The organism is Bilifractor sp. LCP21S3_A7, assembly GCF_052118825.1.
Classification (GTDB): Bacteria; Bacillota; Clostridia; order Lachnospirales; family Lachnospiraceae; genus Bilifractor.
This window is the reverse complement of record NZ_JBQKGL010000002.1, coordinates 272,521-285,172: the sequence shown is the minus strand read 5'-3', so window position 1 is coordinate 285,172 and position 12,652 is coordinate 272,521. Positions and strand designations below refer to the sequence as shown.

Sequence of the window (12,652 nt, the reverse complement as noted above, 5' to 3'; positions counted from 1 at the left end):
GCAATGCAGTGCTGATTCATTTATCAAAGCTGGATTGTCGAGTTTTGAAGCCAGCACACTGTTCCCCGACGGGACTGGTGCGCTGGCTTTTTTGATTTACGCGAACAGTGAGCCGCAGCCGAATGCGAAGTATTCGTGTGCGGCGAGCGTCGCGATAGCGAGATAAAACTCGCGCAGCGTGTTTTATCTCGTTTCATGATGGCCTGCTCAAAGTTCATTCTGTTAACCGGAATTCTGCTTCTGTCCGTTAGTATTCTGCTCCCGTCAAAACAATGCTCTTGACTTTTGAACCAGGATAGGGCTAACGGGTCGGAAAAAATGTGCTCATTGTGCGCGTATCAGGTTTTTGTAAAAATCAACACATCCGGGCAGACAGTTGTACGCAATATTTTCGTTAATTCCGTGCATGCCCTTCATCTGTTCCGGTCCGTAGATGACCGGTGCAAACCGTACTACATTGTCGCAAATTTCCTGATAACAGCGGGCATCAGTAGCACCTGTCATCACATAGGGAATTCCGGTCATGCCATCAAAGGTCTTCGAAATCACACCCTGAAACATCCGGAATGCTTCTCCGTGAATGTCGATGGGGCGGGTGTAGTCGTTCTTGTGCATGACTGACATGGTCAGACCGTATTTTTCTGCCCGTTTCTGAATGAGAGCGAGGCTTTCCTCCATTCCCTGGTGAGGAATAAACCGAAGGTTCGCGGACACAGAAGCCTCCTGAGGGATGACATTTACCGCATCCGATCCAGACTGCATGGTAAAGGCAATCGTTGTTCGAAGCATGGCTGCTCCCTGAGCAGAAATGGACGGCATGACATGTGTCAGCAGTCCCTTAAAGAGCCAGAGATTCTCGAAGAGATACCGGAGACCAAATCCAGCGTAGGGTCCCAGTGTCCGGAACATCGCGGCGACTTCCGGAAGCATCTTCACCCGGAAGGGATTGTGCGTTTCTACATCATTCTCAAAAGCTGCAAGCCTCGCAATGGGAGAACCTTTTGACGGGGCACTTGCGTGTCCGCCTCTGCCCGTTGCTGTGAATTTTACATCCGCCTTTCCCTTTTCAAAAACGCCGACCATAGCAAAATTTCCCTTAATGCCCCCGATCGGGTCTGTGATGATTCCACCGCCCTCATCACAGACCAGATAGGGATGAACACCTCTTCGTTTTAGTTCATCCACTAGCTTCGGGCAGCCGTCACCAGCCCATTCCTCCGTGCAGGAGGAAGAGAGCCAGACATCCTGTTCCGGGCTGAACCCCTCGGAAAGCAGTTCCTCCACAGCCTGAAAAAAGCCCATCACAGAGCATTTCGTATCGGATGCGCCGCGTCCCCACACCTTCCCGTCCGCGATGTCGCCCGCGAACGGAGGATGAATCCAGTCTCCCTCTGCGGGCACAACATCCTGATGACTCATCAGGACAATCGGACGATTATGTTTTTTCCCTTCCCAATAAAAGAGGAGATTCCCGTCAATTTCTGTTTTTTCCAGCTTCTCGTGCACAAGTGGGAACATCTCCGCCAACAGTTTCTGGAAGCCGAGAAATTTTTCCCTGTCGTGCATACCCTGATGCGAGGTAGTGTCACAGGCCACCATGCGGGAAAGCTTCTGCGCATATTCCAGCGCACGCTTTTCATCCGGATGCGGCACATAATCCGCTGTTTTCCGTGGCACAAGCAGAGTATGAATCCAGGCTGCACACAAAAGAACTGCCAGCAGGAGAAGAATGGCAGCAATTACGAGAAGAACCAGTTTCATGAGGACGTACTCCTTTCATTTTTTCTTTCCTTTTTCGTATTTCTTTCAGGCTTCAACATTTTACTTACCGCCTTCGCCGTTTTATTTTCATTCCTCAGAATATTACTTACCGCTTTCGCCGTATTCCTTTCAATCCTCAGTGTTTTACTTACCGTTTCCGCCATTTTTCCTGCGGCAATTTATGGTTCCCTTACGGTATTCCATCCACGCCAGCAAAATAGAGAGCGCACCGGACGGAAGGATCATCATGCTCGTCTGTGCGGTCAGGGATGGAACAAAAACAAAGAGAACTGTCATGCCAGCCAAAGGGATTATGGCAAGCCGAAGATTTTTGCGGTAATACTGCCATGCCATCGCGCCGAACAGTGCGGGAACGACGTTCTCAAATGCAGGGGCGAGAGTCTGACTCTGCAGAACCGGCTGCAGAGGCTGCAGCAGCAGAACTCCGAGTGCGAGAACCGCGATTGTCACAAGTGAGGAAGTGGCAATTGAGAGCGTGGAAATAATTTCATTCTCCACTGTACCCGCCTTCGTTCCTGCAATGTCACGCGCATTCATCGCGCATGGAATTTTCATGTTGATCAGATTTCCAGTCATAAACGCCAGATACCCGCCGCCGGCTCCAAGCATAGGCGTATATACCAGAAACTCTACGACGCTTGAGACGGTCCAGATCAGTCCCACTGAGAGAAAGCCCTTGGCGGCAGCGGAAAGATCCGGCATGGCATGCAGATAGATTCCGATCAGAAACGGAGCGCCGACAAGCGAACCAGTGTGACTGCGCTTGAAATTCTACCAATCCGGTGCGTTCCCCTGTGATACTGCTCAACAGAAAAAGAACCATCCTTCATAGCATATACTCTCTCTGTTTTTGCGGCAGAGCTGTCCTTTCCGGAAGAAGTGCCCTTCTGAATAGAACCATTCTCCTGTGCGGATATATTTTCCTGTGTGGAAGCCTTTTCTTGTGCGGAAGCATTTTCCTGTATCAAAGTATTTTCAAAAATATTATTTTCTTTTTTCTGTGTTCGCATATGCTCTCCCTTCAACCTAAAGTCTGTATCTCACTTCCCGCATTCCTGCTAAAAGTCTGTATCCTACTTCCCGCATTCCTGCAATTTTCCGGTTATCCGAGAAAAACGGCGGCAGCCATCCCGATCAGCATGCTGCCCGCTACGGAGAAATTCTCAAGCCACCGCAGACCCTTTTTCTCAGAGAAGAACGTAAAAAGTCCCATCGCGGCAGCGGATACAGCGGCAACAACCAATGGAACTGCATTTCCCTGAAAGGTGAAGTTTCCACTTCCGGATACAAAATTTCCGATATAGCTCCCGATATAGGCGCTAACCAGTCCCACAAACATGGCAGTCATCGCAGAATCGCCAAAACCCGCTTCATTCTTCTGAGCTCCTCTGTTACTCAGACGGCTGGTATAGCGCTTATTGAACAGAATAGAAAGAATCATTCCCCACATGATGCAGACACTCATCAGAAACGCAATCGTAGTAAAAGCCTGCGGGGTCATATGCGCAATAGAAAGGCTTCCGATTCCCACCGCCTCTGACGCAGCTTCTGCCACCTGTGTCTCATAGTGAAGCGCCCCGATGACAGACAGCCGCAGCCAAGGCCAGGGAGTTCCCAGACTTCCCGAGAGGGCAATGACACCGAGCAGGATGCCGACAGCAGGAAGAATCGTGAAGGTGGCGCTGGACGCAATCGCATGTTTCAGAGCCTTCGGGTCCATTCCCATAGCCTTTCCCGCACGGTATGATCGCACGAGAAAGACAACACAAACGATCGCGACAAACAAAATGACCGTACCACAAACCATGTACATAAAAGGACTATTCAACTTCTGAAGCATTCACAGCACCACCTTTCGCGAGAATCCTCTTTTCTTTTCATATTCTCATAAAGTCCATTATGCTTCAATACCATCGAAATAGCAATTAATGTCTGCAAATTCCCCGGCAAATTCCATTCGTTCTGCCTCCATTACAAATGCCGCTTTCCTGTCACTCATCCGTTTTCTCCATTACATCTTCTGAAATTTGTGTTATTTTATTTATATCTGATAAGACGAAAGAAAGACTGATCGGTGAAAGAGGAGAAGAACATGGCTGAATTTAAAAAGATGCGGCGCTTTAAACAGGAAATTACAAAAGAAGAGTGTATCGAAGTCTTAAAGAAGGCTCCACGCGGTATTATGGCCTTCCACGGAGAGAATGGCTATCCATACGCAATTCCACTGAATCAGTATTACGATGAAGCGGATGGCAGGCTCTACTTCCATGGCGCAAGGGATGGCCTGAAAATCGATCTCCTGGCAAAGGACAATAAGGTCTGTTTCACCGTAATGGACGAAGGCTTTGTGAAGGAAGGCGAGTGGGCTCTCAATATCAAGAGTGTGGTCTGCCTGGGAAGACTGGAGACAGTTACCGATCATGATAAGGCAATCGAACAGTGCCGTATGCTCGGCAGAAAATTCTATCCATCTCATGAAGCGGTAGAGGAAGAGATTGCGAAAGCGGGTGGCAGAGTGAATGTGCTGGCTATGACGATCGATCGTATGACCGGGAAACTCGTCAATGAATCATAACCCAGTCGGCAGATGATTTCGATATCAGCGCATGTGAAAACAGCTGATCGTTTACACCAGCAGGATCAAACCTGTAAGAATGGAGACCCATCATGAAAGCGGACCATCAGGAAATTCTCACAGAATACGTAAAACAGCTTGAGAAGGGAATGTATTCTGCGTTTATTGACGGTTCAGTCAATACAAATCTCGCTTATAAGCCGGAATTCGTATCCAATAATTACCACGAAGGCAGGAAGGTCCTGTCGGCACTGGAGAATGAACTGCTTCAATGTGAAGAATTTTACATCAGTGTCGCTTTCATCACACTCGGTGGAATAACTCCACTGCTTCAGACATTTAAAGAGTTAGAGGAGCGGGGGATTCCGGGCAAAATTCTCACCACCAATTACCTGAATTTCAGCGAACCCCTTGCGATTCAGAAGCTTCACGAGTTGTCCAATCTGGATATACGAATGTACATGTCTGATGATGACGAGGGCTTCCATACGAAGGGATATATTTTCAAGAATAAAGATGTATATCGGATCATCGTCGGAAGCTCCAATATGACGCTGACGGCTCTCACCAAAAATAAAGAATGGAATACGAAAATCATATCCACGGAATTCGGAGAATATTCCGAGCGTATTCTCACAGAATTCCAAGATCTTTGGGCTTCGGACAAAACCAGAGAATACCATTCGTTTATCGATGAATACCGAACAGCGTTTGAGATTTCAAGAAAACAGCGTCAGATCGCCCGGGACGCAATTCAAGAGAGCGGCGCGCTGGATTTTGAGTTGTACCGACTGAAACCTAATGCGATGCAGACCGCCTTTATAACCAGCCTGAGGGATTTGATGAAAAGAGGCGAAAAGAGGGCACTTCTGATTTCTGCAACAGGCACAGGAAAGACCTATGCAGCCGCCTTCGCAATGAGAGAACTTAACCAGGAAAAGGTCCTTTTTTTAGTTCATCGGGAGCAAATTGCAAAGCAGGCACAAAAAAGCTTTCGTAAGGTTCTGGGCACCAAAGTCTCCTATGGGATTATATCCGGAAACCAGAAGGAACCGGACGCAGATTATCTTTTTGCTACCGTTCAGACCATGTCAAGAGATGAAACACTGACCAATTTTTCAAAGCATCAGTTTCAGACCATCATCATTGATGAAGTTCACCGGGCAGGTGCTGCTTCCTATCAGAAAATTGTGGAATATTTTAAGCCTCAGCTTCTTTTGGGAATGACAGCTACACCGGAGAGAACCGATGGCTTTGATATTTACAGCCTGTTTGACCACAACATTGCAACGGAAATTCGCCTTCAGGATGCGATGGAAGAGAATCTGTTATGTCCATTTCATTATTTTGGCATCACAGAACTTGAGGTTAATGGGCAGGTCGCACACGATCTCCAGAACAACGAAACCCTGTCCCTCAGAGATTTTCAATATCTGACGGGAGAAGCCCGTGTAAAATATATCCTGCGAGAAGCAGATTATTATGGCTATAGTGGTAATCGTGTCAAAGGTATAATTTTTTGCAGTCGTAAGGATCTTGGACGAGAATTGTCCTGCAAAATGAATCAGATGGGAAAACAGACAGTTTTTCTGTCTGGTGAAGATTCTCAGTACGAAAGAGAGCAGGCAATCCGGCGCCTGACCAGCGATGACATGCCCAGGAACAGACAGCTCGACTATATCCTGACTGTTGATATATTTAATGAAGGCGTCGATATTCCTGAAATTAATCAGGTCATTCTGCTCCGGCCAACGGAAAGCCCGATCATCCTTGTGCAGCAGCTTGGAAGAGGTCTTCGGAAAGCGGTCGGAAAAGAATTTGTCGTGATTCTGGACTTTATCGGTGCCTATACCAATAATTACATGATTCCGATCGCACTATCCGGAGATCGTTCTTACAACAAAGATAACATCCGCCGCTATGTGCAGGAGGGATCCCGCATGATCCCGGGCTGCTCGACCATACATTTTGACGAAATTTCCCGTAAGAGAATCTTCAGTGCAATTGACAGCGTCAGACTGAACGACACAAAACTTCTTTGCGATGCCTATAGGAAGTTAAAATACCAGCTCGACAGAATCCCTTCAATGACGGATTTCTCTGCCTACGGTTCCGTTAACATAACAAAGTATTTTATGAAATTCAATTCCTATTACGGCTTCCTCAAAAAGTATGAACAGGAATATCCTGTAAGACTGGACGCCACAGAAGAGCAGATCCTCGGATTTATCTCAAAAAAGCTTGCCTTTGGAAAACGTCCGGAGGAATTACTCATCCTTCGTGATATTCTTCATAACCACGGCTTCCATTTTCGTATAAAGGCTTATGCAGATGCCCTGTCACGGAGTGGAATCCGGGAAAAGGATGCAACCATTGCCTCTGCTGTTCGCAACCTGACAAATCGTTTTGCAAAAGACTCTGATCAGAAGAAGTTCTCTGCCTGTGTCTTTCTGAAAAAAACAAAAGAGGAAACCTACCAGGCTTCCACCGGATTTCTCCGGGTACTGAGAAATGACACGTTCCGAAAGATGATAGAAGAAACCGTGGAATTTGGTTTGCAGGAATATCAGAAGAACTACAGCAACCGGTATAAGGATACGAATTTTCAACTGTATCGGAAGTATACATATGAAGAGGTCTGCCTTCTGCTGAACTGGGACAAAAACATGAACGCACAGAACCTGGGCGGATATTTTTATGACGCACGAACGAAAACTCTTCCCGTATTCATCAACTATGACAAGACCGATGATGCCATCGCATATGAAGACCGTTTTCTTGCAGCGGACAGACTCATAGCACTATCCAAACACCCAAGAAAGATCACATCAAGCGATGCGGATCATTTTTACAAACGCACCGAAGCCGACCGCGAAAACCGGATTTTTCTTTTCCTTCGGAAAAATAAGGACGACCGGGAAGCAAAGGAGTTTTATTTCCTCGGTGAAATGCAGGCACAGGGAGATCCGAAACCTATCCAAATGAAATTTGATAAAGTCGATGAAACCGGAGCAGTCATCGGGACACGGATAGATGATGCTTTTGAGGTTGACTATCAGCTTGAGGTTCCGGTCCGTCAGGATCTTTACAATTATATTGTGAAAGAATGATACCATTCGTCAAAGGCCGGAAGGATGCCCATCTGCTGAGATAAACAATACAGAAAGTGAGAATAAAAAATGGATACAAAACATGTGGTTGCCGCCGTGATCATTCATCATGGGAAAGTATACGCTACCCAGAGAGGCTACGGAGAATTTAAGGACAAATGGGAGTTCCCCGGAGGAAAAATAGAGCCAGGAGAGACCCCGCAGGAGGCACTCCGCCGGGAAATTCGCGAGGAACTTGACACCGAAATTTCGCCAGGCTCTCTGATCGATACCATCGAGACCGATTATCCTGGATTTCATCTGGTCATGGAATGCTATTATTGTACTGTTCGCAGTGGCAGCCTTACGCTTTTAGAACACGAGGCAGCCAGATGGCTGGATTCAGCTCATCTCGAAGATGTTGACTGGCTCCCGGCAGACCGTTCGCTTCTTCCGGAGATCCGGCAGCATCTGGATCGCCACCTCTGAGTCCGGGTATCCTGCCTGAGGAGCAACAGGCAAGGGCAAGATGGTTTCGTCGCAAAGGCTTTACGAAGTCCTTGATCATGTGATAGGATTTGAAAAGGATCTGGTTGGCAAGCGGATCCTGGTCTCACCCGGTCCAACCCGAGAGGCTTTGGATCCCGTTCGTTTTCTCACCAATCATCCACAAGAGTTTCACGACGACAGACAAACCACATAACGCGACGGAAAAACAGAATGAAACTATACTTCGCACCGATGGAGGGGATCACCGGAAGGGTTTACCGGCAGGTACATCACCGGTTTTTCCCCGGAATCGATAAATATTATACGCCGTTTCTTTCCGTGACCAGAGATCTGAAGCTGAAGAGTAGGGACAAAAAGGAACTGGATCCGGCAGAAAATCCGGACATTTTTCTGGTCCCCCAGTTTCTCGGGAACGATCCGGAGGCTTTCCGCAAAGGAATTCAATACGCGGGAAAACTCGGGTATTCAGAGATTAATATCAACCTGGGATGTCCTTCAAAGACCGTGACCGCCAAGAAGAAGGGATCCGGCCTCCTCGACGAACCGGAACTTCTGACAAGACTTCTCGACGGTGTATTCGAAGAGACCGAACAGAATTCTTCTGACAGTTCCTCCGGCTTCGAAAATCCGGGACTGAATTCTTCCGGCAGCTCCTCGAACTTCAAAGAGCCGGAACAGAATTCTTCCGGCAGATCCTCGAACCCGGACAGGAAAATGCAGATTTCAATCAAAACCAGATTAGGGGTCAGCGATCCGGAAGAGGTATTTTCTCTTCTGGAGATATACAATCGTTACCCCGTTTCAGAGCTGACCATTCACCCGCGAGTGAGAGACGAGGGCTACCAGGGACGGGTACATCTGGATTACTTCGAAGAATGCCTTCGCAGATCAGAAAATCCGGTCTGTTACAACGGAGATATCCGGACCGTGCGCGACTATGATCAGATTGCAGAGAAATTTCCAGAAGTACATGCTGTAATGATCGGTCGCGGACTCGTCGGAAATCCGGCGCTGGTGCGCGAAATCCGCGGAGGAGATTCTCTGACCATGGAGGAACTGAAGCTTTTCCACGATTCCATCCTGGAATCCTTCATGGAGGCGTTTCAGGGTGATGAATACGTGTCCATTCGGCATATGCTGGAGCTGTGGTCATTCATGAAAGAGAATTTTCCGGATTCCGACCGTCTGATTCATAAGCTTTATAAGACAAAAAGACTTTCAGAGTATCGGACGGCTGCTGACAGAGTCTTCTGTGGATGACTCTGCTTGACAGACCTCATTTCCGATAAAAGCAGCTTAATTCGTCAGCTTAAATCAGCAGTACAAATGCAGATCGATTCACGCAGCATGAAAAATTGTAGAAAGGACTCAAAATTATGCAGGGAATTATGGAGCTGTTTTCCAATGCGGGGAACATCACATGGCAGATGGCTGTCATGTGGATCATTGGAGGTATACTGATCTATCTGGGCATTGTAAAAAAAATGGAGCCTTCTTTACTGGTACCAATGGGATTCGGCGCAGTTCTGGTGAATCTTCCGATGTCGGGAGCAGTCACGCAGACAATCAATGGTGTACTAACACAGGGGCCTCTCGATACCCTCTTCAATGCAGGAATTTCCAATGAGATCTTTCTGCTCCTGCTCTTTATCGGCATTGGAGCCATGATCGACTTTACGCCGCTTCTGTCCAATCCGCTGATGATGCTGTTCGGTGCAGCAGCCCAGTTCGGCATTTTTTTCACGCTGAGTCTGGCGGCCCTCTTTGGCTTCAGCCTGCAGGATGCCGCTTCCGTCGGCATCATAGGAGCGGCAGACGGACCGACCTCCATCTTTGTCGCCAACTATTTTCACTCCAGATACCTCGGAGCAATTATCGTTGCGGCCTACTCCTATATGGCGCTTGTGCCGATCATTCAGCCGCCGGTCATCCGGGCGGTGACGACAAAAAAGGAACGCGCCATGCACATGTCCTACAACCCGCAGAGTGTTTCAAAACCGGTGAAAATTCTGTTCCCGGTCTGCATCACCATTATCGCGGGAATTGTAGCACCGCGGTCTGTCGCCCTGGTGGGCTTTCTCATGTTCGGAAATCTCGTCCGTGAGTGCGGTGTTCTGGATTCGCTTTCCGATACGGCCCAGCACTCCCTCGCCAACATCATCACTCTGATGCTTGGGATCACAGTGGCATCACAGATGCGTTCAGAAGACTTCCTCAATATCAGGACTCTGCTGATCCTCCTTCTCGGACTCATCGCGTTTATTTTTGACACCGTCGGAGGCGTACTCTTTGCAAAACTCCTGAACCTGTTTCTGCCAAAGAACAAAAAGGTCAACCCGATGATCGGAGCCTGCGGCATATCCGCCTTTCCGATGTCTGCCAGAGTCATCACCCAGATGGGCATCAAAGAGGATCCTTCCAATGTTCTGATCATGCAGGCCACAGGCGTCAATGTCTCCGGCCAGATCGCATCCGTTATCGCAGGCGGTCTGATCCTGAGCCTTGTACCGCTGGCATGACCGCGCGGACGTTTTTCGTAACGTTTTTCTTATAGAGGACATTTCATATAATAGAGTTTCACTTATGAAGGCCCTCTCTTTGAACAGGCTGATGAAATTCCTGAAGAATTCAGCGGAAACATTGAAAAAACAGATACCTCTCTGAAGGAGACTCTGAAAGGAGATCGAAAATGAATACATTTCTTGGATCACTGAAGGTTATGGGCCTCGGGATGCTCGGAATCTTTATCGTCACCATTGTGCTGATTGTCATCATGATGCTTCTCACAAAAATCTTTCCCGCCAGGAAAAACAGTGCTGACAGCACAGAGGTTCCCACCGCAGAACAGAAAGCTGCCTGCAGTCAGACGAATGACACAGACCAGTGAATCACAGACACACATTGATACAGACCGGTGAAACGCAGTCAAACAACGACACAGACCGGTGAAACGCACTCACACAACAGCACAGACCGGTGAAACACAGTCAAACAAACGGCGCACTCCGTTGGAACGCAGACAGAACCGCTTCGCGCGTAATACGCGCGGCGGTACTGTCTGCGTTTTTTCTTATTCCTGTAACAATTTCCTGCAAACAACAGAATCTCTCACCTGTGCTTCCGGTTCACCTCCATTGATCCGGCAGGAATAACACGCGTCCCGGAAGACCCGTTAATCCATAAATAATGCACAAAATATGTTTCTATAAAGCTGATATTTATGTTATAATTTTAAAATCGATCATTTAAAGGGGCATATTGTACATGAATAATGACGAATTCAAAGTGATTGAAGTCAAGAGCCGCATTCTGGAGGACAATGACAGCATCGCCGATGCTGTACGATCCAGAATGAGAGAGAAGGGAGTCTTTCTGATCAATCTCATGGCCTCACCGGGAGCCGGCAAGACAACACTTCTTGCCCGTACGATCCGGGAGCTGAAAGACACATACCGCATCGGTGTGATGGAAGCAGATGTAGACAGCGACGTAGATGCAAGGACGGTGGCAGAAGCCGGCGCAAAGGTCATTCAGGTTCATACCGGAGGCTCCTGTCACATGGATGCCGTGATGACACAAAAAGGCCTTGATGAGATGGGCGTGGACGGCCTGGATCTTGTATTTCTCGAAAATGTCGGTAATCTTGTCTGCCCGGCAGAGTTCGATGTGGGTGCGGATAAGCGGGTGATGATTCTCAGCGTGCCGGAAGGCGATGACAAACCGCTGAAGTATCCGCTGATGTTCCAGGTAAGCGACTTACTTGTGGTCAGCAAGTCGGATACGGCAGCGATCTTCGATTTTGATTTTGACAGGCTGCGCGAAAATGTCTCCGCACAGCGGAAAAAAGCAGACCGGCGCTCAGCGGAGATGCCGGTTCTTCCTCTTTCAGCAAAGACGGGAGAGGGCTTTGATGCCTGGATCAGCTGGCTGAAGCGGGAGGTGAATGCGCGATGAAGGTAATCGAACTGCACGAGAGCGTAACCGCGTCAAATGACCGTGATGCAGAAGCACTTCGTGAAGAGATGAAGAGAAGAGGGACGCTGCTGATCAATTTGATGAGCAGTCCGGGTTCCGGCAAGACGACACTGCTGGCGCAAACGATCCGCGATCTCCAGGGCGAGTGCAGTGGCGATGCTGGAAACCGAAGAACGAATGACAAGCTGAAGATCGCCGTGCTGGAGGCCGATATCGATTCCGATGTGGATGCCAGGCGGATGGACCGTCTGGGAGCGAAGACAATTCAGGTCCACACCGACGGCATGTGTCACATGGACGCAGGAATGACGGCAAGGGGACTTGATGAACTGGGATATGAGGGCATCGATCTGGCTTTCCTGGAAAATGTCGGAAACCTGATCTGCCCGGCCGAATTCGATACCGGAGCAGGAAGAAATGTCATGATACTCAGTGTCCCGGAAGGCGACGACAAACCGCTGAAGTATCCGCTGATGTTCCAAACCAGCGACGCGCTCGTCATCTCCAAGATTGACGCGCTGCCATATTTTGATTTTGACATGGACGCCTGCGTACAGCGGGCAAAAGCTCTTCATCCCGCAATACAGATCTTTCCCGTATCCGCGAAAACCGGAGAGGGGATGGCTGCATGGGAGGAATGGCTTCGAAACGCCGTACATAGCTGGAAATCCGGCGTCTGAAGCACTTATGACCAGAGATATCCTGGTCTGAAAACCTGATG

13 protein-coding genes are annotated in these 12,652 nt (G+C 48.5%); 9 read left to right on the top strand and 4 right to left on the bottom strand.

Annotated features, from left to right (window positions below):
* Window positions 1-324: 324 nt before the first annotated feature.
* The 4 genes from ACTQ1O_RS02965 to ACTQ1O_RS02950 all read right to left on the bottom strand — a co-directional run bounded on the left by ACTQ1O_RS02965 (window position 325) and on the right by ACTQ1O_RS02950 (window position 3,622).
* Window positions 325-1,761, bottom strand: a complete 1,437-nt coding sequence (locus tag ACTQ1O_RS02965; RefSeq protein ID WP_441486028.1) for a M20/M25/M40 family metallo-hydrolase — start codon at window positions 1,759-1,761, stop codon at window positions 325-327.
* A gap of 144 nt (window positions 1,762-1,905) precedes the next feature.
* Window positions 1,906-2,445: a hypothetical protein gene (locus ACTQ1O_RS02960; protein WP_441486027.1), complete on the bottom strand. Its 540-nt coding sequence runs from the start codon at window positions 2,443-2,445 to the stop codon at window positions 1,906-1,908.
* A gap of 59 nt (window positions 2,446-2,504) precedes the next feature.
* A complete protein-coding gene (locus tag ACTQ1O_RS02955) occupies window positions 2,505-2,792 on the bottom strand; it encodes a hypothetical protein (protein WP_441486026.1) in 288 nt (95 codons plus the stop codon).
* A 92-nt stretch (window positions 2,793-2,884) separates the two neighbouring features.
* Window positions 2,885-3,622, bottom strand: a complete 738-nt coding sequence (locus ACTQ1O_RS02950) for a DUF5058 family protein (protein ID WP_441475167.1) — start codon at window positions 3,620-3,622, stop codon at window positions 2,885-2,887.
* A 252-nt stretch (window positions 3,623-3,874) separates the two neighbouring features.
* Between ACTQ1O_RS02950 and ACTQ1O_RS02945 the strand changes: the two genes are divergently transcribed.
* The 9 genes from ACTQ1O_RS02945 (at window position 3,875) to hypB (ACTQ1O_RS02905) (ending at window position 12,611) form a co-directional block, all read left to right on the top strand.
* Window positions 3,875-4,357 (top strand): pyridoxamine 5'-phosphate oxidase family protein, encoded by a 483-nt coding sequence (locus ACTQ1O_RS02945; protein WP_441486025.1) that lies wholly within the window; start codon window positions 3,875-3,877, stop codon window positions 4,355-4,357.
* Window positions 4,358-4,449: 92 nt separating this feature from the next.
* A complete protein-coding gene (locus ACTQ1O_RS02940; RefSeq protein WP_441486024.1) occupies window positions 4,450-7,467 on the top strand; it encodes a DUF3427 domain-containing protein in 3,018 nt (1,005 codons plus the stop codon).
* Between the two features lie 69 nt (window positions 7,468-7,536).
* A complete protein-coding gene (locus ACTQ1O_RS02935) occupies window positions 7,537-7,935 on the top strand; it encodes a (deoxy)nucleoside triphosphate pyrophosphohydrolase (protein ID WP_441486023.1) in 399 nt (132 codons plus the stop codon).
* 40 nt (window positions 7,936-7,975) lie between these two features.
* A complete protein-coding gene (locus ACTQ1O_RS02930; RefSeq protein ID WP_441486022.1) occupies window positions 7,976-8,149 on the top strand; it encodes a phosphopantothenoylcysteine decarboxylase domain-containing protein in 174 nt (57 codons plus the stop codon).
* A gap of 17 nt (window positions 8,150-8,166) precedes the next feature.
* Window positions 8,167-9,216 carry a tRNA dihydrouridine synthase gene (locus ACTQ1O_RS02925; protein WP_441486021.1) on the top strand — a complete coding sequence of 350 codons (1,050 nt, stop codon included), beginning with the start codon at window positions 8,167-8,169 and terminating at the stop codon, window positions 9,214-9,216.
* Between the two features lie 125 nt (window positions 9,217-9,341).
* The gene (locus ACTQ1O_RS02920) at window positions 9,342-10,475 is read left to right on the top strand and encodes a sodium ion-translocating decarboxylase subunit beta (protein WP_441100417.1); all 1,134 of its coding nucleotides are present in this window, start codon (window positions 9,342-9,344) and stop codon (window positions 10,473-10,475) included.
* Between the two features lie 170 nt (window positions 10,476-10,645).
* The gene (locus ACTQ1O_RS02915) at window positions 10,646-10,843 is read left to right on the top strand and encodes an OadG family transporter subunit (protein WP_441486020.1); all 198 of its coding nucleotides are present in this window, start codon (window positions 10,646-10,648) and stop codon (window positions 10,841-10,843) included.
* A 377-nt stretch (window positions 10,844-11,220) separates the two neighbouring features.
* The gene (hypB, locus tag ACTQ1O_RS02910; protein WP_441486019.1) at window positions 11,221-11,910 is read left to right on the top strand and encodes a hydrogenase nickel incorporation protein HypB; all 690 of its coding nucleotides are present in this window, start codon (window positions 11,221-11,223) and stop codon (window positions 11,908-11,910) included.
* Entirely contained in the window at window positions 11,907-12,611 is a 705-nt protein-coding gene (hypB, locus tag ACTQ1O_RS02905) for a hydrogenase nickel incorporation protein HypB (RefSeq protein WP_441486018.1), read from the top strand. The genes hypB (ACTQ1O_RS02910) and hypB (ACTQ1O_RS02905) overlap by 4 nt, the downstream gene beginning before the upstream one ends.
* Window positions 12,612-12,652 lie beyond the last annotated feature (41 nt).

What these genes read in the sequence shown, in the direction of transcription:
- ACTQ1O_RS02930 (WP_441486022.1), top strand. Translation starts at nt 7,976, where the DNA reads ATGGTTTCGTCGCAAAGGCTTTACGAAGTCCTTGATCATGTGATAGGA.
- hypB (WP_441486018.1), top strand. Translation starts at nt 11,907, where the DNA reads ATGAAGGTAATCGAACTGCACGAGAGCGTAACCGCGTCAAATGACCGT.
- ACTQ1O_RS02950 (WP_441475167.1), bottom strand. Translation starts at nt 3,622, where the DNA reads ATGCTTCAGAAGTTGAATAGTCCTTTTATGTACATGGTTTGTGGTACG.
- ACTQ1O_RS02940 (WP_441486024.1), top strand. Translation starts at nt 4,450, where the DNA reads ATGAAAGCGGACCATCAGGAAATTCTCACAGAATACGTAAAACAGCTT.
- ACTQ1O_RS02965 (WP_441486028.1), bottom strand. Translation starts at nt 1,761, where the DNA reads ATGAAACTGGTTCTTCTCGTAATTGCTGCCATTCTTCTCCTGCTGGCA.
- ACTQ1O_RS02945 (WP_441486025.1), top strand. Translation starts at nt 3,875, where the DNA reads ATGGCTGAATTTAAAAAGATGCGGCGCTTTAAACAGGAAATTACAAAA.
- ACTQ1O_RS02935 (WP_441486023.1), top strand. Translation starts at nt 7,537, where the DNA reads ATGGATACAAAACATGTGGTTGCCGCCGTGATCATTCATCATGGGAAA.
- ACTQ1O_RS02915 (WP_441486020.1), top strand. Translation starts at nt 10,646, where the DNA reads ATGAATACATTTCTTGGATCACTGAAGGTTATGGGCCTCGGGATGCTC.
- ACTQ1O_RS02955 (WP_441486026.1), bottom strand. Translation starts at nt 2,792, where the DNA reads ATGCGAACACAGAAAAAAGAAAATAATATTTTTGAAAATACTTTGATA.
- hypB (WP_441486019.1), top strand. Translation starts at nt 11,221, where the DNA reads ATGAATAATGACGAATTCAAAGTGATTGAAGTCAAGAGCCGCATTCTG.
- ACTQ1O_RS02925 (WP_441486021.1), top strand. Translation starts at nt 8,167, where the DNA reads ATGAAACTATACTTCGCACCGATGGAGGGGATCACCGGAAGGGTTTAC.